At 60.4% G+C, this 18435-nt stretch carries 28 protein-coding genes; 22 read left to right on the forward strand and 6 right to left on the reverse strand.

Annotated elements, in window-relative coordinates:
* The 10 genes from CWO89_RS46070 to CWO89_RS23970 form a co-directional block, all read left to right on the forward strand.
* A partial coding sequence (locus CWO89_RS46070) for a tail assembly protein (protein WP_165421306.1) occupies positions 1-678 on the forward strand: 678 nt, incomplete at its 5' end.
* Positions 675-1010 carry a gene transfer agent family protein gene (locus CWO89_RS23930; RefSeq protein WP_130581176.1) on the forward strand — a complete coding sequence of 112 codons (336 nt, stop codon included), beginning with the start codon at positions 675-677 and terminating at the stop codon, positions 1008-1010. The genes CWO89_RS46070 and CWO89_RS23930, both read left to right, overlap by 4 nt.
* Positions 997-1488 (forward strand): HK97 family phage prohead protease, encoded by a 492-nt coding sequence (locus CWO89_RS23935; RefSeq protein ID WP_130581177.1) that lies wholly within the window; start codon positions 997-999, stop codon positions 1486-1488. The genes CWO89_RS23930 and CWO89_RS23935 overlap by 14 nt, the downstream gene beginning before the upstream one ends.
* Before the next feature lie 33 nt (positions 1489-1521).
* Entirely contained in the window at positions 1522-2649 is a 1128-nt protein-coding gene (locus tag CWO89_RS23940; protein ID WP_130581178.1) for a phage major capsid protein, read from the forward strand.
* Between the two features lie 14 nt (positions 2650-2663).
* Complete coding sequence (locus CWO89_RS23945; protein WP_130581179.1) at positions 2664-3245, forward strand: phage tail assembly chaperone; 582 nt, start codon at positions 2664-2666, stop codon at positions 3243-3245.
* Complete coding sequence (locus CWO89_RS23950) at positions 3245-3586, forward strand: HNH endonuclease (protein WP_130581180.1); 342 nt, start codon at positions 3245-3247, stop codon at positions 3584-3586. Before CWO89_RS23945 ends, CWO89_RS23950 begins: the two co-directional genes overlap by 1 nt.
* Positions 3583-3963, forward strand: a complete 381-nt coding sequence (locus CWO89_RS23955; RefSeq protein ID WP_130581181.1) for a hypothetical protein — start codon at positions 3583-3585, stop codon at positions 3961-3963. The genes CWO89_RS23950 and CWO89_RS23955 overlap by 4 nt, the downstream gene beginning before the upstream one ends.
* 2 nt (positions 3964-3965) lie before the next feature.
* Positions 3966-4253, forward strand: a complete 288-nt coding sequence (locus CWO89_RS23960; RefSeq protein ID WP_130581182.1) for a head-tail connector protein — start codon at positions 3966-3968, stop codon at positions 4251-4253.
* A gap of 1 nt (position 4254) precedes the next feature.
* The gene (locus CWO89_RS23965; protein WP_130581183.1) at positions 4255-4677 is read left to right on the forward strand and encodes a DUF3168 domain-containing protein; all 423 of its coding nucleotides are present in this window, start codon (positions 4255-4257) and stop codon (positions 4675-4677) included.
* The gene (locus CWO89_RS23970) at positions 4674-4991 is read left to right on the forward strand and encodes a phage head closure protein (protein WP_130581184.1); all 318 of its coding nucleotides are present in this window, start codon (positions 4674-4676) and stop codon (positions 4989-4991) included. The genes CWO89_RS23965 and CWO89_RS23970 overlap by 4 nt, the downstream gene beginning before the upstream one ends.
* An 11-nt stretch (positions 4992-5002) precedes the next feature.
* Here the strand turns inward: CWO89_RS23970 and CWO89_RS23975 are convergent, their stop codons facing one another.
* Positions 5003-5629 carry a hypothetical protein gene (locus tag CWO89_RS23975; RefSeq protein WP_130581185.1) on the reverse strand — a complete coding sequence of 209 codons (627 nt, stop codon included), beginning with the start codon at positions 5627-5629 and terminating at the stop codon, positions 5003-5005.
* A 47-nt stretch (positions 5630-5676) separates the two neighbouring features.
* Here CWO89_RS23975 and CWO89_RS23980 point away from each other — a divergent pair, with 47 nt between their 5' ends.
* The 6 genes from CWO89_RS23980 (at position 5677) to CWO89_RS24005 (ending at position 11507) form a co-directional block, all read left to right on the forward strand.
* The gene (locus CWO89_RS23980; RefSeq protein ID WP_130581186.1) at positions 5677-6054 is read left to right on the forward strand and encodes a phage terminase small subunit P27 family; all 378 of its coding nucleotides are present in this window, start codon (positions 5677-5679) and stop codon (positions 6052-6054) included.
* Positions 6029-7657, forward strand: a complete 1629-nt coding sequence (locus CWO89_RS23985; protein ID WP_130581187.1) for a terminase large subunit — start codon at positions 6029-6031, stop codon at positions 7655-7657. The genes CWO89_RS23980 and CWO89_RS23985 overlap by 26 nt, the downstream gene beginning before the upstream one ends.
* Positions 7657-8052, forward strand: coding sequence for an HK97-gp10 family putative phage morphogenesis protein (locus tag CWO89_RS23990; protein ID WP_165421307.1), 396 nt, complete (start codon positions 7657-7659; stop codon positions 8050-8052). The genes CWO89_RS23985 and CWO89_RS23990 overlap by 1 nt, the downstream gene beginning before the upstream one ends.
* Positions 8049-8399, forward strand: coding sequence for a gene transfer agent family protein (locus CWO89_RS23995; protein WP_130581189.1), 351 nt, complete (start codon positions 8049-8051; stop codon positions 8397-8399). The genes CWO89_RS23990 and CWO89_RS23995 overlap by 4 nt, the downstream gene beginning before the upstream one ends.
* Entirely contained in the window at positions 8380-10614 is a 2235-nt protein-coding gene (locus CWO89_RS24000; RefSeq protein WP_130581190.1) for a hypothetical protein, read from the forward strand. The genes CWO89_RS23995 and CWO89_RS24000 overlap by 20 nt, the downstream gene beginning before the upstream one ends.
* A 104-nt stretch (positions 10615-10718) precedes the next feature.
* Positions 10719-11507, forward strand: a complete 789-nt coding sequence (locus tag CWO89_RS24005) for a hypothetical protein (protein WP_130581191.1) — start codon at positions 10719-10721, stop codon at positions 11505-11507.
* A gap of 18 nt (positions 11508-11525) precedes the next feature.
* Here the strand turns inward: CWO89_RS24005 and CWO89_RS24010 are convergent, their stop codons facing one another.
* A complete protein-coding gene (locus tag CWO89_RS24010; protein ID WP_130581192.1) occupies positions 11526-12134 on the reverse strand; it encodes a hypothetical protein in 609 nt (202 codons plus the stop codon).
* Positions 12135-12346: 212 nt separating this feature from the next.
* Here CWO89_RS24010 and CWO89_RS24015 point away from each other — a divergent pair, with 212 nt between their 5' ends.
* The 6 genes from CWO89_RS24015 to CWO89_RS24030 all read left to right on the forward strand — a co-directional run bounded on the left by CWO89_RS24015 (position 12347) and on the right by CWO89_RS24030 (position 14477).
* Positions 12347-12568 (forward strand): hypothetical protein, encoded by a 222-nt coding sequence (locus tag CWO89_RS24015; RefSeq protein ID WP_130581193.1) that lies wholly within the window; start codon positions 12347-12349, stop codon positions 12566-12568.
* 168 nt (positions 12569-12736) lie between these two features.
* Complete coding sequence (locus CWO89_RS46075; protein WP_165421308.1) at positions 12737-12877, forward strand: hypothetical protein; 141 nt, start codon at positions 12737-12739, stop codon at positions 12875-12877.
* A 1-nt stretch (position 12878) separates the two neighbouring features.
* Positions 12879-13118 carry a hypothetical protein gene (locus tag CWO89_RS24020; RefSeq protein WP_130581194.1) on the forward strand — a complete coding sequence of 80 codons (240 nt, stop codon included), beginning with the start codon at positions 12879-12881 and terminating at the stop codon, positions 13116-13118.
* Complete coding sequence (locus CWO89_RS46080) at positions 13115-13291, forward strand: hypothetical protein (protein ID WP_165421309.1); 177 nt, start codon at positions 13115-13117, stop codon at positions 13289-13291. The genes CWO89_RS24020 and CWO89_RS46080 overlap by 4 nt, the downstream gene beginning before the upstream one ends.
* Entirely contained in the window at positions 13284-13469 is a 186-nt protein-coding gene (locus CWO89_RS24025; protein ID WP_130581195.1) for a hypothetical protein, read from the forward strand. Before CWO89_RS46080 ends, CWO89_RS24025 begins: the two co-directional genes overlap by 8 nt.
* An 81-nt stretch (positions 13470-13550) precedes the next feature.
* A complete protein-coding gene (locus CWO89_RS24030; RefSeq protein ID WP_130581196.1) occupies positions 13551-14477 on the forward strand; it encodes a hypothetical protein in 927 nt (308 codons plus the stop codon).
* Here CWO89_RS24030 and CWO89_RS24035 read toward each other — a convergent pair.
* The 4 genes from CWO89_RS24035 to CWO89_RS24050 all read right to left on the reverse strand — a co-directional run.
* Complete coding sequence (locus CWO89_RS24035; protein ID WP_130581197.1) at positions 14474-16213, reverse strand: site-specific integrase; 1740 nt, start codon at positions 16211-16213, stop codon at positions 14474-14476. The two genes, CWO89_RS24030 and CWO89_RS24035, sit on opposite strands and share 4 nt — an antisense overlap.
* Positions 16214-16454: 241 nt before the next feature.
* The gene (locus tag CWO89_RS24040) at positions 16455-17198 is read right to left on the reverse strand and encodes a lytic transglycosylase domain-containing protein (protein WP_245476493.1); all 744 of its coding nucleotides are present in this window, start codon (positions 17196-17198) and stop codon (positions 16455-16457) included.
* 47 nt (positions 17199-17245) lie between these two features.
* Positions 17246-17704 (reverse strand): hypothetical protein, encoded by a 459-nt coding sequence (locus CWO89_RS24045; protein WP_130581198.1) that lies wholly within the window; start codon positions 17702-17704, stop codon positions 17246-17248.
* A 52-nt stretch (positions 17705-17756) separates the two neighbouring features.
* Positions 17757-18435: YbjN domain-containing protein (locus CWO89_RS24050; protein WP_349644900.1), on the reverse strand; the 679-nt coding region annotated here is incomplete at its 5' end.

The raw sequence follows: 18435 nt of genomic DNA on the forward strand, positions 1-18435 counted from the left end.
GTTAGGACGATCCACCTTCACGGCCGGCTGGGCAAGCAGTTCGGCAAGAGCCATCGCTTTGCCGTCGCCACGGCTGGCGAAGCCATGCGCGCGCTCAATTGCGCGTTCCCCGGCGAGTTCGTCAAGGCGTTGCAGACCGGCTCGTTCAAGGTGGTGCGCGGCGACAAGCGTAGCGGCATGCACCTGACCGAGATCGAGACGATCAACGGGTTCAATCTCGGTGCGGCCGACCTTCACATCATTCCGGTCGCCAAGGGCGCCGGCAACGGCAAGGGCATCGCCAAGACCATTCTCGGCGTTGCGCTGATCGGCGGCGCGATCTTCCTGTCGGGCGGCACGCTTGCGGCGCCGCTCTCGCTTGGAAGCGTCACGGTGCCCGGAATGTCTTGGGGCAACATTGCCGCGCTTGGTCTTGGCATCACGCTCGCTGGCGCGTCCTCGCTGCTGTCGGCGCCTTCGGATGCCAGCACCGACGAGAAGCAGTCCTACAACCTCAATGGCCCGAGCAACACCGGCAACCAGGGCGACCCGATCCCGCTGATCTACGGCCGCACCATCGCCGCGTCCGTCAACGTCTCGTTCGACGCCGATATCGAGGACATGAACGCCTATAGCGGCCTCTCGTCGCTGTTCGATGCCTTCTCGAAGTTCCTGCCGTCCGGAGGTTACGCCCAATGACACACACCTTCGCACACACCGCGTTCTTGGGCGACCAGGAATACACGTTCCGCCTTACGCCAGCGCTGATCACCGAGCTTGAGGCCAAGTGTGGCAGCGGCATTGGCGCGCTCTGCAATCGCGTGTTCGCGCGGGCCTATAGCCAATCGGACATCACCGAGACGGTGCGCATTGCGCTCATTGGCGGGAGCACCGCACCGAAACGCGCGGCAGAACTGATTGCGGCCTACGTTCACAACCAGCCGATCACCGACACCGCAGAACTCGCCGCTCGCATCCTAGAGAAGACCCTTTTCGGCAATCCACATGAGACGACCGATGGACAAGCTTGAGATCAAGGCAACGCTCGCGGTCGACGAGGCAGGCGAGATCGTCGGCACGGCCTGGCCGTTCAATGCTGGCCCGGACACTGTCGGCGACATCATCACCCGCGGCGCCTTCAGCTTCATGAGTCAAGAGCTTCCGATCCTGTATCAGCACAACCCCGCTGACCTGATCGGCACCTGGGCCGAGGCTGCGGAAACATCCGACGGCCTAGTTGTCAAGGGCAAGCTCCACACCGATCAACCGCGCGCCCGCACGGTGCTCGGCATGATCAAGAGTGGCTTGGTGTCCGGTCTCTCCATTGGATTCAAAGCGAAGTCCTGGACCAACCAAGGCCGCAACCGTGTCATCGCGGCACTCGATCTCTACGAGATCAGCGTCGTGAAAAATCCCGCGCATCCGCGCGCCCGTATTTCCTCAGCCAAAGAATATGACCGCGCATCCGCCGTGGCGTCGGTCATTCGCGACTTCACGGCAAACCTCTAAGCCCCTCAACCCAAAGGAAGGTTCGACTACCAAATGAAGCATCTCTCCACCCTGGAATTCAAGGACGCGCCGGAACTCTCGCCGGAAGAGCTCGTCAAGAAAGAGCTCGCCGACTTGCAGGCCAAGCTCGAAAAGAAGTCCGCCGACGAACATGCAGCGCTCAAGCGCCGCATCGACGAACTTGAAGCCAAGGCATCGCGACTGCCCGTCGGAAATGGCAACGCCGACGCTGGTCTCGAGACCAAGGCTTTCGAGACGTTCCTTCGCGGCGGCGCCGACAAGATGGACGACCTCGAAAAGAAATCGCTTGTCGTCAGCAATAACACCGCCATCGCACCGCCGGAGTTCGGCAACGAGATCCTGAAGCTCCTGCGCCAGTTCTCGCCCATCCGGCAGTATGCGAACGTCCGCACCATCGGCGCATCGCAAGTGAAGTATCCGCGCCGCACCGGCAGCACCGCCGCCGTGATCGTCGGCGAAACCGACGACCGCACAGAGAGCGAGCCGTCCTATGAGCAGGTCGGTATCAGCCCGTGTGAGTATGCAACCTATTCGGACATTTCCAACTGGCTTCTGGAAGACAACGCCTACGGCCTCGAAGGCGAGCTTCAGGAAGATTTTGGCGAGAGCTTCGGTATCGGCGAGGGAAATCACTTCGTTCGCGGCAACGGCACTACTCAGCCGATGGGCCTTCTGAACGCGACCGGTATCACCACCGTCATCACCGGCAACGCCAGCGGCTTCCCGGCCTCGACGCCCGCCGACGTGCTGATTAGCATGTTCCACAAGCTTCCGGGCGCCCATGCCCAGAATGGCGTGTGGCTGATGAATCGCAACACGCTCGGTGCCATCCGCCTGTGGAAGGATGGCATGGGCCGTTATCTGGTTCTGGACCCGATTTCGGAGGGCGCACCGACCACGTTGCTCGGCCGCCCGATCGTTGAAGCGGTCGACATGCCCGACATCGCGGCGAATGCGTTCCCGGTCATGTTCGGCGACCTCAAGGGCTATCGGATTGTCGACCGCGTCGGCATCACGATTCTGCGCGACCCTTACACGCTCGCGACGAAGGGTCAGGTCCGATTCCACGCGCGCAAGCGCGTCGGCGCCGACGTGACCCATCCCGATCGCTTCGTGAAGCTCAAGGTCTCGGCGACCTAAGAGGAAAGTCAACCATGCGGCTCGCAGACGACACATTCAAGCTCACACTGGAAACAAGGTCATTCACCTTGCGCCCATCGCTGCGAGCCGCATTCAACCTCAACCACAAATATGACGGCTTCCATGCGCTATCCCATTCTATTGCTGATGGCAGTTTTTCTGCTTGCTCTGATCTAATCGCAGAGTGCTGCACCGATCCGAACGGCTGGGTTCTCTACAGCATGAAAGCCGGCGCCGTGCGCGAGGTTCTTGCCGCACGCGGTCAGCTTATCGAGTTCATCCTGGTGCTGATCGGTGCCCAGGACAAGACCGGCGGCGACAAGCCACAGGCCGGCAAGCCGATCAGCTTCGACGAATACTTCACCCAGCTTTTCCAGATTGGCACCGGCTGGCTTGGTTGGTCTCCGGCTGAAACCTGGAACGCTACGCCTGCCGAGATCATCAATGCCAAGCGAGGCCGCAATGCCATGCTGGAGGAAATCTTCGGCCGCAAGAGCGAGGACCAGGCCGCGGACGTGGCGGACGGATCATTCGCCAGCGTCAAAGGCGACCTGAACGCGATCGGCGACCTTACCAACCATGTGAGGCCGCGCTAATGGCCTGGAAACCCCGTCGCGTCTGTAGCTGCGGCAAGATCATCGCCGCAACCGATCTCTGTGCGTGCCAGATCAAGCGCAAGGTAGAGGCCGATCGGCGCCGGCCTTCTGCAACCGATCGCGGCTATGACAGCAAGTGGCGCCGCGAAAGCAAGGCGTTCCTGGCGCTGCCCCAGAACCGTTTTTGTGCCTGTGGCTGTGGTCGCTTCGCCGACATGGTCGACCATATCAAGCCGCACCGCGGCGATATGAAGCTATTCTGGGACCGCTCCAACTGGGCGCCCTTAGCTTCCTCACCCTGCCATTCGAGCCGCAAGCAGTCATTGGAGCGCCGGCAATGAGCGACAACAACGCTGCCGGTCTTTGGCGCGCCGTGCTCCTGCAAGCGATCACTGACGCAACCGAGCCCCTGTCAACCAAACGTCTATCCACACGCATGGATCAGATTCGTTGCCGCGAATGGTTCACTAGGCCCAACCGCGACTTCGATGAAGTCTGTCATCTGGCAGGCGTCGAGCCTGACCGCGTGCGTAAGCATGTCGTGCCTCTCATCGCAGAGGCATCGAAGCGCGATCAGCCAATGCCAGACCGCGCAACTCAAAAGCCATACCGTCGCTTCAGCGGACGTGACCGGGGGGTGGGTCAATTGCCGCGAGAAAACGTCCGCGACCGGATGTCCCCCTCCGCACAAGATAGCTCGAATTTGGAGATTTTCTGACCATGCCCGGCGTCACTCTCGACCAGGCCAAGGCTCATCTGAACGTCACGATCGATGACGACGATGCCATCATTACCGACAAGTTAGCGGCGGCGAAGGCATGGGTTGCGGCCTATACGGCGTCCGACCCTGACGCGGACACGGCGCCGGCGCCGATAGGTGAAGCCGTGCTGCAGTTGGTCGGTCATTTATACGCGAATAGGGAAGCGACCCTGGTTGGCGTGACCGCGACTTCCTTGCCGTTCGGCTTCCTCGACTTGTTGGCCCCTTACCGCGCGTTTGCCTTCTGAAATGACCATTTCCGACCCGTCTCTCGAGCTCCAGAAGGCCATCCGATCGCGCTTGATCGCGAGCGCGGAGCTTATGGCCCTGGTCCCGCCGGATAACGTCCTGGACGCGACCGGCCGGCCAGAGCGCATGCCATGCGTCCTGATCGGCGAAGGGCAATCCGTGCTCCGCAGATTCGACGCCACCAGCTACGCGACCCTGCACGTCTGGTTTCAGGAACCTGGCCTGGTTCAATGCAAGCAGGCCGCCTCGGCAATCGTTGAGGCCCTGCGCGTCGACGCCCAGATCAGCGGCGTGCTGCACCTGGACGGCTGGACCTGCCACGACCTCGCAATCACCCAAACCCGGTTCATGCGCGACCCGCACGGCTCCTACAGCCACGGCATTGTCAGCGTTGCCGGCATCATGACAGCGAGGGCAGCATGAGGGCTGGCAATCTCGATCGCGTCATCCTGATCCAGCGCCGCACCACCGGCCTAAACCTCTACGGCACCCCAATCGACACCTGGTCGACCGTCGCGACCATGCGCGCCCAGTTCCTGCAGAACGCGGTCGACAATCAGGACGGCGCCCGCGGCAAGACGACTGACGCGGTGCTGACCTTCCGAACGCGCTGGCTTGATGGCGTCACCCTTGAGAACCGCGTCACCTATGAGGGCCAACAATACGAGATTACTGGCGTCAAAGAACTGGAGCGGCGCCGCGGGCTGGACCTCACCTGCCAGCGGCTTGGCCCATGATCTTTCTGACCTCAATCGAGGCTCATTCTCTTGATCTCAGCATCGATAAGCGAGCAGATGTTGTAGCACTGCTCGCTAATGTGCGTGCAATTTACAAGGTATACATAAAGCGGACTTCCGCTCGATATCCCCAACATCTGCACCTCGATTACATCTGTGTCCGGGACGGTCGCCAATGCTTTATGTGCGATCGTCAGTCCTTGCCTGACGTAATCGATCAGCATGCCGACGCCAACGGGAAACAGATCGAGGTTTTCCCAGGCTTGGTCAAATTCGACCGGATTGTCTATTTTGATAGAATAGACCGCAACTCTACGCAGACCGGGAGCAAAATTAGTGCCCAGAGCAGCCTCGACCTGCCTTGTTTGTCTACCGAGCTCCGCAGCAGCGAATTGAAGTCGAAGGTAGAGGCCAAGCCGCTTGCGAGAAAGCTCCCGAAGTTCTCTCGCCCGGTCGTAGTTCACTTTTGCCATAGCCCCATTATAGGCCATCGTCGCGGCCCCGAGTGCGACCAGCGATGCGATCAGAGTCTGCCATTCGCGCAGAACGAAACCCTTAGGGTCCGCAGCAAGGCAGACCAGCACGACGACCGAAAACACAAGCAAAGAAAAGGCGAGAAGATCGTATCTCTGATTCATAGGCTCAAATTGCCGCCCGGACTCCCGTTTGTCGAGAGGGTTGCGGCATGAAAGGCCGAAAACCACAGCTTGCGGCCGACATTAACGCGATTACCGCGACACTGAAGCCGCCGGCATGGATGGCGAAGCACGCCAAGACCGAATGGCGCCGCGTCATGCCAGAGCTCGCCAAGCGCCGCATTCTCACACCGGCCGATCTCGGCTGCCTGGAATCCTACTGCATCGCGATCGGCCGCGTGCGCGAGATCGAGCTACTCCTACGCGCCGGCATCGATCCCAAGCTCTGCCGCATGCAGGATAAGGCCATGGTGACCGCGCGCCAACTGGCGGCAGAGCTTGGATTGACCCCTTGCAGCCGCTCGCGGCCGGCAGTGCGCGACAATGACAACGAAGGCGACGATGACGAAAACCCGCTCGCCCTCTGACACCTATCCTCACTGGATTTACGATGACAGCCCGATCGATGACCCGTTTGGGTATGGCGAGCGCGCGGTCGAATTCCTCAGGCGCCTGAAGCATCCAAAATCGACGCTGCCCCGGAAGCAGTTCCAGCTTGATCCTTGGCAGGAACGTATCGTGCGGGCGATCTATGGGCCACGAAACCAAGACGGCAGCCGCGTTGTCTCCACCGTCGTGATCCTGGTGCCGCGCGGCAACCGGAAGACCAGCCTCTCGGCTGCCCTGGCGCTGCTCCACACGATCGGCCCCGAGCGTGTCCCCGGCGGCGAAGTCATCTTCGCGGCATGCGATCGAAACCAGGCGGGCATCGCCTTTCGTGAAGCCGCCGGCATCATCAAGGCCGATCCGAAGCACCTGGTCCCGGTGACGAAGGTCTACGACGCATTCAACGCCCCCAAAAAAGTCGCTTATTCGCGCGAAGGCGTCGAGCTGGAAGTCATTTCGTCCGACGCGCCCAGCAAGGAAGGCCGCACGCCTTCATTCGTTCTGGCGGACGAGCTTCACGTCTGGCGCGGCGATGGCCTTTGGAAGGTGCTCACCAACGGCCTGGACAAGATCGACAACAGCTTGCTGGTGATCGCAACCACGGCCGGCCGCGGGCAGGACAACATCGCCTATGAAGTGATCGAACGCGCCCGCAAGATCGCGCGCGGCGAGATCACCGACCCGACCTGGTTGCCGGTCCTGTTTGAGTCACCGGCTGACGTCGACTATGCCAGCGAGGAAGCTTGGCGCCGCGTCAACCCCGGCAGCGAGCACGGCTATCCTTCCATTGCCGGATTCCGCCGGCATGTTGCGCGGGCGAAGGACAGCCCGACCGAGCGCGACAGCTTGCTCCAATACAAGCTGAACGTCTGGCTGGATCACTCGACCTCGCCCTTTGTCGACATGCCGACCTATGACAAGGGCGGCGACCCGATCGATTATGAAGCCTTCCGGGGTCAACCGTGCTGGGTTGGCGTCGACATGAGCAAGACCACCGACCTTTCCGCCGTTGTCGCGTGCTTCCGCGATGGCGACACGTACACCGTGTTGCCCCACTTCTTCTGCCCTGAGGAGGATATCCGCAAGCGCGGCGACCTGGACGGGGTCAACTACGCCTCATGGGCCAAGCAAGGATTCATTACCGCGACACCTGGCAACGTCATCGATAACGCCGCGGTCGCGGACTACATCCGGTCGCTCGCCGAACGGTTCGAGGTCCGCGAGATCGGCTTCGATATCGCATATGCCCAAGGTGTCACAGCGCCCCTGGTCGACGAAGGCTATCCCGTGGTCACCATACGGCAGGGCTGGATCACCCAGTCGCCCGCTCTCAACGTCTTGGAGCGTGCGATCGTCAGCGGCAACTTCCGGCACGGCCGGCATCCAACGCTCAAATGGTGCTTCAGCAATGTGGCAATCCATACCGACAGCGCCGGCAACCGGACAATGCATAAGGGTAAGTCGACCGATCGCATTGACGGCGCCGCTGCGACTTGGATGGCGGTTTCGCGCGCTGCCGCTGGCGATAGTGGCCTGTCCATTCTATGCAACCCCGCGGTAACCGCAGATATGTTGGTGCTCTGATGGCTGACGACGATCTCGAAGCATACTTTAAAGCCTTGCCCGATCAGCTCACGGAACGCCTGTCCGACGCGGTTCTAAAGCAGGCCTTCCGCCTCTCAGATGCGCAGCGCGAGGCATTGCAGGCGCTTGAAGCGTCGCCGGAGACTGGCGCGCTCGAAGCGAGTTGCACCGTCGCTCCCGGCGCCGATGACTTGGAATACATCGTCCAGGCTGGCGGCGACATGACGACCAGGGAAGTCCGCGACGGCAGCGGCGTCCCTTACGACTACGCGGAAGCCTTTGAATTTGGCACGTCGCGCCAGCCCGCCCGACCGTTTTTTTGGCCGACATACCGCGCGATGAAAGACGACATCCATGAAGCGATTAACGAAGCAGTTAGCGAGGCCTTGAAATGAGCGAATCCGACCCGTGTGCGCGGACCATCGTATGGTCCGGTGAAACCTACATTCTTAATTTGAGTCACAAGTGGGTGCGCCGCGTGCTTGGCTATCGCGGCATCAACGGCAGGCCGCCGGCCGCAGTCCTGTTGGGCTTTGAGACCGGCGCCTACACCGTCGACGACGTTGAGCGAATTTTGGAGTTAGGCTTGATCGGCTCCGGCATGGACGAGCGTGACGCCGACAAGCTCTTGGATCAGCACGTTCGCGGCAAGCCGATTGCGGCGAATGCCGTGATTGCGTTCGAAGTGCTCGCCGCGCTGTTCGTTGGAAAGGTGCAGACCAATGTCGACGCCAGCGCTTAATATTCCGGTCCGCGCAACGGGCCTCGAAAAGTTCAAACAGGACATGACGGACACCAGTTCGCATGTCGGCGCGGCAACGCGCGCGATCACCGCCCAAGTGATCAAAATGAACGCCGGTTTTCTGGCATCGCAGGGCGCCGCAGGCGCGGCAACGTTGGCGTTCGGCCGCGTGTTGGGCATCCTTGGGCCGATCGCCTTGGGCATCACCGCCGTCACTGACACCTTCAAATTGATGGCCTATGCCGTTGATCTGGCGAAAACCAAGATCGCCGACTTCAACGCCATCGCAGACAAGGCGAATGCCTCCGGCTTCAGCACTGACTTCTACCAGCGCATTTCGAAATCGGCCGCCAGTGCCAAGCTGTCGATTGATGACGCCACGGCGGCGCTCAAGAATTTCAATAGCGCCAGCGCCGACAAACTGGGCGGCAGCGACCTACAACAGCGTATCGATGAAAGCAGGAAGGCCGGCAACTTCTCCGGCAATAGCGGCATTGCCTCGCTGTCATCGGCGACCAACACCGAGCAAAAGTTCCGCGCCGTCGTCTCTCTGATCGATCAGGCGATGCAGAAAGGCGAACGCCTTGCCGCCCTCGACATCGCCGGCAAGGCGTTCGGCCCGGCCGTCGAAACGGCCTTGAGGGCCGATAGCGGCGCACTGGATCAGATGCTCCGGCGCGCCGACGCCATGAGCAAAGCCGAGATCATCAGCCCCGAGGACATCGGCCGTTCGATAGAACTCAAAGAGCGGATGGACGAAGCGCAGAAAATCCTCGCCGAAAAGTGGAAGCCGGTTCAAGACGACCTTGCCCAACTCGGCATGAATTATCATGCGTCGTGGGTTTCCATCACCGAGGATCTTGCGGCGGCTGTCGGCTACGCGACGGATCTCTACAAAGCGCTGCATCAAGTGCCCGATTGGTTCGCAAACCGCATCGGCAGCGCATCGATCTGGAAAAGCATCACCGATGCCACAACCACGCCGGAAAGCCGGGCGGCATCGGAGGCAGCACTAGGCATTTCCAGCGAACCGACCGATATTGCCAGCGTCGGTCGCAATGAAAAGCTTGCGGCTGCCCTGCGAAACCACGCCAACGTCACGCGAGCGATGCAGGAGGCAACCGGCGTTTCGTCGGCGGTTCGTGGCGATAGCTCCAAAGCCCTCAAAAAGGAAGCGGCCGAAACCGCCGACGCATTCGACCGCGCCAGCGAGAGCCTTGGTAAGCACATCGCGCGAATGGAAGCCGACGCAAAGGCGGTCGGTCTAGGTGCAAGCGCCCAAGAGCAGTTGCGCGCGGAAGCGGTTCTGACACAAGCGGCGCAACAGGCTGGCCTGCCGACAACCGATGCGCTGGTTGCGAAGATTCAGGCCCTCGCAAGGGCGGCAGGCGAGGCAAGCGACAAGCTCGCTAAGGCCCGCGTCGATTCATCGATCAGTTTCGGCAGGCAAACTGCCTTGCTTGATCCGCAGGACGTAGCCATTGCCCGGCAACTTGAGCCGATCTTTGGCAATAACGTCCCCGCCGCGCTCGCGTCGTCACAGGCAGCAGCCCTGCGTTTCAATGATGCGCTGGCGAGTGTCGGGCAGACTGCATCAGGGACGCTTACAACTGGCCTGACGGACATTCTAGATGGCACCAAGAGCGTGTCGGCGGGGTTTGCGGATATGTCCCGCGCGATCGTCCGCGCGCTCGAGGAAGCCGTGATCAAAATGTTGGTCGTGGCGCCGTTGATGCGAAGCCTGTCAGGTGTGCTAGGTTTTTCGGGCGGCGGCATCGTCGGCGACCTCCCTCTACCTGGTGCAGCAGACTTCATTGGACCCGTCGCGAAGGCGACCGGCGGCCTGATCTCCGGACCAGGCACCGGCACGTCGGATAGCATCCCGGCCTTGGTCTCGAACGGCGAATTCGTCGTGCGCGCGTCCGCGACGGCGAGGCACTTGCCGCTCTTGGAAGCGATCAACGCCGGCGCCATTCCCGCGTTCGCGGACGGCGGCCTGGTCGGCAGCGGTTCTGACGCGCCCATGATCGGCGGTAGCCAGACGACGATTGCGCCGAACATTCAGGTCTCGGTGCAGGGCAATCCGGGCATGTCCAGCGCGGACCACCAGCGCATGGGCGAGAACATCGGCAAGGCCGCCATGGACACGATCCGCGGCATGGTCGCACAAGAGCTGCGGACCCAGACGCGACCGGGCGGCATCCTGCGGCGGTAAATCGTCGCGCAGATCGGTCGCGGAGCGCTATATTGGAAAATTGAAAAGCGAAGGCCACCCGCCCGGACACGAATCGAGGGGTGGCCTTCTAAGGAGCCACGAACTTGCTGCTTGACGACAAATCCGCTGATCAGAAGTATAGCCGCGCCCCCGCAATTTCGCAGGACATCGGGGAAAGAAAGCGGTCGAAAAAAGTCCCACAACGGGTTCGGCAATCCACCTTCAAAGACGCCAAAATCATCGGAAAAATGCGTGCTTTTCGCGTTCCGGCAGCGCTGGCGACCGACACCTCTTTAGTTGCTCACTCTACACCCTCCACCTCTCACCCTTCTTCCTCTTCCTACACCCATCCCAAAGCCAGCAACGACAACCTCATCCCAGTCTGGTCTCTTACCGGTGACGTAGTCAAAGCCGTGGCCGCGACAGCGGCCCTGCAGATCGCAGAGAGGGCCGCCTATGCGTTCACCTTCAATTTGACAAGGAAGGCGCGGGAAGCGGCCCTGACTCATCCAGCGGGCTTCCTGGAGTCATTGAAGCGACGTTTTGACAAGCAGCTCGAAAGGGCTGGCGTTGGCTTCCCCTACTGGTTCTGTATCGACACCGACCGGGATGGCCGGTTGCACATTCAGGGTGCGTTCGAGGCCGTCATTGCCTTTGATGCCCTGAGAGAAGTTATGTGGAGGGCTTGGGGCAAGTGGCCCGGTGCTGGCGTCCAGTTTCAGATTTGGATCAGCCGGAAGCCCTGCGATGACGGGTGGGCCACCTACTGCATGCGCAACCAGCGACGGGTTGCGAAGATTATCGGACCGCGGACCTTCACCATCAATCACCCCCTCCGCCGGGACGCTGAATGGACCTACGGTGAAGTGCGACGAATCATGCGTTCTTGCTGAGACTCCTCGCCGCCGACTTCAATACCAGTTCGCCTCCGAACCGGAGTCGATTTCATAGCCATGCTTCGTCCCTTCCTTTAGCAAGCGCTCCATATCCTCTTGGGGGTGACGCATGGCCAATCCTACCTTTTCGGCAGCCAGATCGGCGAGATAGCGCGCGCGTAGCGAGAGAAGCGCAAGAAAGCTCAGTATTTTCTCGTTCAGTTCCTCCTCGTCAATGTATCCGCTCGCGTCAGCGACCCATTCTTCAGCCCTCGTCTTCGTTATCTCCAGCTTGATCGCTCTTTCTGTGATACGAGGACCTAGCCGTGCGGCGCTGGAGTGTATTGCGGGCGGAAACTCAATGCCGTGAATTGACTCATCGACGCCGTCGTGCCCGTCACTTGAGGTGAAGAGCGACAGATTTCCCTTTTTCTTATCGCAGTCGAGCGCGACCTTTAACAGCAGCGGCAACAGCTCCGCGGCGGCGGCTCGCTCGTCATCCTCGACTTTCTTGTTAAACTGCTTTCGGGTTTCTGCCGTGCCCCAACGCGCCGATAGATACGAAGCAAGAATGGTGATCGCAAATCCAACGATTTGCGGTAGTGGTATGCTCCAGATCGCTGCGGGAGTTGCCGGTTCTGCCATGACGAAGCTCGGATGATTTCGGAAAATTGAACTAGTGTAAGCAGAAGCTGAGCGCAAAAAAAATCCCAACTGCTTAACTTATTGATACGATTCACTGGGCCATGTCAGCAAAGACTTACATTTCGCTTTATGCGAAGTGTCGCTCCTTGTGATCGGTGCGCAAATCAAGCATCTCGATTCCCGTTGTGCATCACCAACAATGGGAATGAGAAGTGCAGACCGATTCTGAAATCTACCTCTCCGACGATCGCCACAGCCGGCTTGTCCAAGCGATCCTCAACGCCAAGCCGTGCCCGTTCGCCGGCCACGTCACTGCGGACCAGATCACGATGGCCCTGGGCGAAGTCGGCAGCATCTGGCCCGAGCACAGCCGCGGCGACATGGTCATTGACGCGCTTGAGCATGCGGAAAGGCCGCGCACCAAGGCTGCCTAAAATTTGTGCAGAAAATCATGCGCAAATCCCATATCGCGCTGACTATAGACTCACCGCTAACAGCACTCACAGTCGGGGCCGTTAGCTCCTCCATGTCGTTACCAGCCGGTGCGCTCCCACCGGCTGGTTTCGTCTGAGGATCATTCCGGCTGATGACAGGAGATGAAGATGAATACCCGCGAATATGCAGACGCCGAGGATGAAGTCGACAAGCGCGCTTGCAATAAGAAGCGCGCATGGGCCGCCGCCAAGCGGGGCGTTGCCAAGATCATCGAAGAAGCGCTCACGTCCGCCGCGCAGGAGAAGTGAAGTGTCCCGGAAGCCCAAAGAGAACCCAGAAGAGACGATGCGCCGTAGCCTAAGCCATTGGCACAAGGCAGCGGTGCGAGAGTTGGAGATGCTGCGGCGCGCGGAAGAGTATAGGCGCGTTTATGTGCGGATCATGATGGCGACTTCGTCAACTCTGATCGAGAACGCTCCATTGCAAGAACTGGAGCGGATCGATGATTGGATTCATAAGCAATTTGACGCTCTGGAGGACGCAGCATGAGCGATCCGATTTTGCAAGTTTGCGCTGACGCTGCTGATCGCATGAACCGCCAACTGTCCGACAATGCCGCGCGTGCAGAAGCCTCTAAGAAGGAACAGCAGGACCGGGAGCGCGCGTCATGGGACCGCGCGGACGAAATGCTTCTGAGATTCGCGGGGACGAGGCATGGCTAAGGCCGTATCCTTCACTTATGATAACGATCGGAGCGTCGGGAGCTATCAGACGAAAGGTGGTATGGTGTCTGTCACCACCGAGTTCGGCACGAAATCGGCCGCAATCGGCGGATCACCACCATTGGTCATCGCCAGAATGTTAGCCCGTGAGTTGATGCAAGCGGCCAAGTTCACGTGAAGTGGAAAAGGGCGCGGATCACACCGCGCCTTTCTCTTGCCCAGAATCGTCCCTCGCGCTTAGATTGCGCGAGGGATTCTGATGCCAAGCGATAAGCCAGTTGAACGCTACGTCATCTGCCGAATGATTATCGGTGATTCGCTGACACTAATCTCGGACGAGGCCGAGTATAGAGCGTGCGTGTTGGCTGTTGATGGCCTCACGGGCATTTGCGACGTCGAAGAGACCTATGAAAGCTTGATCGAAAACTATATCGAGTGGGAGAATGCAATCGGACACCACGCTCTTCGCCAATTGGTGTCATTCGACATTAACCACATTGAAGTCGCAGCCTCGCGTAAGCTCGTTGCTAGAAAGCTCGCCAACCTATTGGCTTCCGCGCGGCTATATCTCGACTCTCTACCGAAGCACACAAAGAGAATTCTCCCGGGCAACAGCGGCGCCTTGGTCCAAATTAAGCAAGCGCCAAGTATTCAGTATGATGATCGGCTTTCATATCGAGTGATGGAAGCTTTGCGGAACTATTCCCAGCACGCCGCTCTTCCTATTCACGGCATTTCGACAGAGGCCTCAAGGAAAGGCTCCGCCGCGGAGGCCGACGAACTGACCTTTGCTGTATTGCCGCACATCGATCACCAATTGTTAGCCCAGGACGCCAACTTCAAAAAGGCTGTTCTGGAGGAAATCTCAAAGCTCGAAAAGATAGAACTGAAGCCCATGGTGCGCGAATACATCGAGGGCATATCCGCCATTCACAGTGCATTCCGCATGATCACAGAGCCAAAACGGAAGGCATGGGCCGGCCGACTGGAGAATGCCGCCAAGCTTTTCACCGACCAATATCCCGGCGAATATACAACAGGGCTCGCAATATTGCCCGTAGACGCTGGTGGTCTTAAAGCCGACGAAGAGGTTTATATCGACGGTCGGGTTGTTCGCTACCTTGCACATATGCAGCGGAAATATTTGGCGATGTTTAACTTTGCTAAGCGCAAATTGGACTACTAATCATAGCGTATCGCCTCGATCATCTTCACGCGATCCTGCAACGGGCCTTCCGGCAGCACGCCATAGCGTCCGGTTGTCGACGCCTTGGTGTGGCCCAGCAACACGCCATGCTGCTCATCCAGGTAACCAGCCGCCCGGAACGCGTCTGCAACGTTGTGGCGAAAGCTGTGGAAATTGTTCGTCCGATCAGTCTTCACCCCGATCGTGCGGAAGTAATCATTAAAGAAGGTCGACGGCTTGCCGCTGATATAGCCGCGAGCATCCGCCTTGATCTCAGGGAACAGCCTGTCGCCGAACGCCTTCATGCGGGCATGGAATTTCAGGAAGTCCAGCTCGATCAGCTTCGAATGCATTGGCACCACGCGCATTGAGCCTTCCGTCTTGGTGGACTTCTGGCCGGCGCCTTCCTCCGTGATGTGGAAAATCCAGACCCCATGCAGTTGCCGGACGTCTGCAACCATCAACTGGCAAATCTCGCCTAGCCGGGCACCCGAATGGATCGCGATCTGCGGAATCCAATATCGCCAATCCCGCACTTCAATGTCGCCGGCTTGATGCTCCAGCTTGTCACCACCGCACCGATAGAAAAGCGGCGAACCAAAGATCATTTTCAATTGTGTCTCGGTGTAGGGCAGCACCGTCTTTCTCTTGCGGTCGACCTCCAGATACATACCGAGCATGACGTCTTCACGGATGAAGTCATTGGCGAGCAACCAGCTACAGAAGCCACCGAGCGCGGCCAGATAGCGATTGATCGTCTTGTGCTGGATCACCGGCTTGCCGACGACCTTATTGCGCTCGATCACATCAACGAACGAGAGGCCACGAAACTCCCGCGCCTCGATCGCCTTTACGGGCCATTCGAACAGCTTGTCCTTCCACTCCCGGACATTTTTCCGGTTGAACGCTGATATGTGCGCCTTGCCACCAACGAAATCATCAAAGAGCGCGACGACCTTGCGGTTAGACTGCCATGTGTCCGCGGACACCCGGCCCGACTTCTCACGCGCATAGCGATCGAACAGCTCGAGGATCTGCTCACCCTTGGGCGGATCGAACATGGTGGGCTGTTGCACCATCTTATCTTTGGGCGCGCCGGAGAAGTCGCCTTGGTCGCGCTCAACCGTGCGCGTCAGTCCCTCCAGCTCGGCGCGCTGGAGCCCATGAGCGAGCTTCCGGTATTCCGGCGTCCCCGGATCAATGCCCAGCCGGCGGGCCTCGATCACCTCTTCAACCACGTCCGCAATCAGCTTGGTCTCGCCCCGCGCTGCTTCAGCCCTCATCCGGGCAAGCCGAGCGGCACGTTCACGTTGATTGCTATCGAACCGGTCCCGCAGCTCTTCATAGATACGATAGGCCGATATGCTCTGCTCGCCGAATTCATCCTCCAGGTATTTCCAGATCGCGTCCAGGTCGTCATTGGTCGGCAGCGACTGCCGGAACTTCTCATCGGTCGTGATCAACTCCAGATATCGACGCCAGATCGCGTCCTGCAATTCCGCCTCGGTCAGTTGCTTGGGCCGGCGCAGCTCCTCGAAGGTGCGCTCCCAGTCGTCCAGGATGGGCCTGGAGAGCCGCCGTGCCTCACGTGCTTCCGACGTGTTTAGACTCTTCCAGAGCTCTTTGCGGGGCTTCCCCGGTTTGCCCATGCGGACCTGCAGATCGCGCGGGACGGCCAACCGGACGTAATAATTTTTGCTTCCAAGACGGCGGACAACGTTGGTTGAAATGCTCATGGGTGGGGGAAAATTGGAGGTGCGAGTCGTAACACCCCGTGGTGTCACATTGTCCCCCTTTGAGCAACAAAAACAAAAAGTTATTGGCGGTCAAAAACTTACGATAATCCGAATTTCTTCCAGGTTCCCCAGCCAGACTAGGCAATCCCACCAACAGCCTGATCGGAAACCGGCTTTTCACCGCGGCCGATGGGACGGCTCATAGCGCTGTCGCTCCATCGCCATCCGAGCCCAGCCCCCCTCACCTCGCGCCGCGCACCTGCATCACGAGTGTGTTGAGCCTGGTGTTGAGCCCTGCGAGATCGACGCGGCCGATGCCGGCTGCCCGAAGACATTTTTGACCGCAGCCGCCGCCCAGCCCCGCCGGCTTGCCGAAGGTTGCCACCGGGACGCTGCCGGTGACGGGAAATCCGCGCGCAAAGAGCTTGGAGCGGACCGCGAGGCAGTAGTTGACCGAGAGGTGGGAGAAGCGCGTTTCACCGTGGCCTGCGCGATATTTCATCGTCGCTGTGCAAAGGTCGCCGCCGGCAAGCCGCCACGCCTGCGCAAGGTAAGTCACTCCGTAACGGATGTTGTTTTCGGGCATCGCAAGCTCGGCATTGCTTCCCGTGAAGCCCAACATGCGCGCCGTCGACGGCAGGATCTGCATCAACCCGATTTCGCCGACACCGCCGATTGCGCCGGGGTTGTAACCGCTCTCCACTGCCATCACCGCCTCGGCAATGGCCGGCGCCAGTCCCTGCCGCCCGGCCTCCTTCTCGATCAGCGCCCGATAGTAGGCCAGCGCGTCGCTACGGCTCATCGGCGATTCCGGCTTGGCTGGTGCTGAAGGACCATCCAGCGGTCCGGCGAAGGGCGGGCTCGGCGCGGGCGCGGTGTCCGCAGGCACCTCGATCGCGGCGTAACGGATGGCGAAACTCGCGTCTTTCGCGGCTGGCTCCGCCCGGCCGGCAGCCGTCATGAACGCGGCGGATAGTGCCGCCATTGCCACCACCAAGCCGCGCGATCGCTGCGATGCCGGTGCCGGCACGTTCAATCCTCCACGCGTGTGTTCGGACGCAACGAGAGCCGCATGCGCAGCGGCTGCGGCATATCGAGCGGCGTGCTGCCCACGCCATCCCCGATCAGAAGCGCGGACAGATCATGCGAGGCGTCATTGTCGAGGCCTTCCAACTCGATGCGCTGCACTTTGCCGTCGGGCATCACCCATACACGAACGACAATCGACGGAGGCGCCGCCCCGACATCAGAGGCGCGCCTTGCGACCGCGTCATGGAAGCGGAGCGCCGGCGTAGAGTCCGACGCCAGCCGCTCCTGCAATCGAAGCTGCAGGCGCTTGGCGAAGTCCTGCCAGGCCGCCGGCGCCTGGGCGGCGTTCAACCTGCCATCCACGTCGGTTGCGGCCTTCGCCGAGATTGGCTTGGCCCCGAGCAATACGGCAAGCGCGCCGAGCGCGACGCCGAGCGCCCGCGCGCCCCGTCGTCGCCACAAGATGCGGCTTCCGCCGGTATGGATAGCGGCCTTCATCCGCGTGCGGCGCGGCCTACTGGACCGTGTGCGGCAGATCGGTCTCGGCGACGCGATCGCGATCCGCCGCCGGCGTCGGCAAGGCTGTGCTGGCAGCGGGCGCATTCGGCGCCTTGGCCTTTGCCAGACTGGCCAGTTCTTCGCGCAGATAGGCCACGAGCTGCTGCACCAGGTGATCCCAGATTTCGATCTGCGCCCGCAGATTGTTCTGCGTCACGCCGCCCGCCACCGAGAAATCGAGCGACAGAGCGAGGAACGGCGGGCTCAACTGCAGGCGCGCGAACCGGCGGGTTGCGTTCCAGCGGTTGACCAGGTCGAGAGGCAGTTCGCCCTGCACCTGCAGCACGGCAATGAGGGCGACATCGATGAAGCTCTGCTCGTCGCCGGCGATCCGGTTTCCGGGACGGACGTCGAACGCGAGCCCGTTGGTCCCGGAGCGCAGATAGGAGATGTTGGCGACCGGATCGGTCAGGGTCTCGACGCGATAGCCGGCGAGCTGAAACAGGTCGCGCAGGCTGTCGAGCGTCAGTTTGGTGATCGTGGCGTCGGACATGGAAGACTCCGTGACAGGCTTGTGGGTGAGCGGATCGTCAAATAGCAGCGGAATGCTGCCGGCGTGTGTGGTGCAGACGTTGCAGTGTTCCGACGACAATCCCCGCGTCATCGGCATCAAAAGGCGGCGCTTGCGGGCAGCA

The organism is Bradyrhizobium sp. Leo170 (assembly GCF_004296405.1).
GTDB lineage: Bacteria > Pseudomonadota > Alphaproteobacteria > Rhizobiales > Xanthobacteraceae > Bradyrhizobium.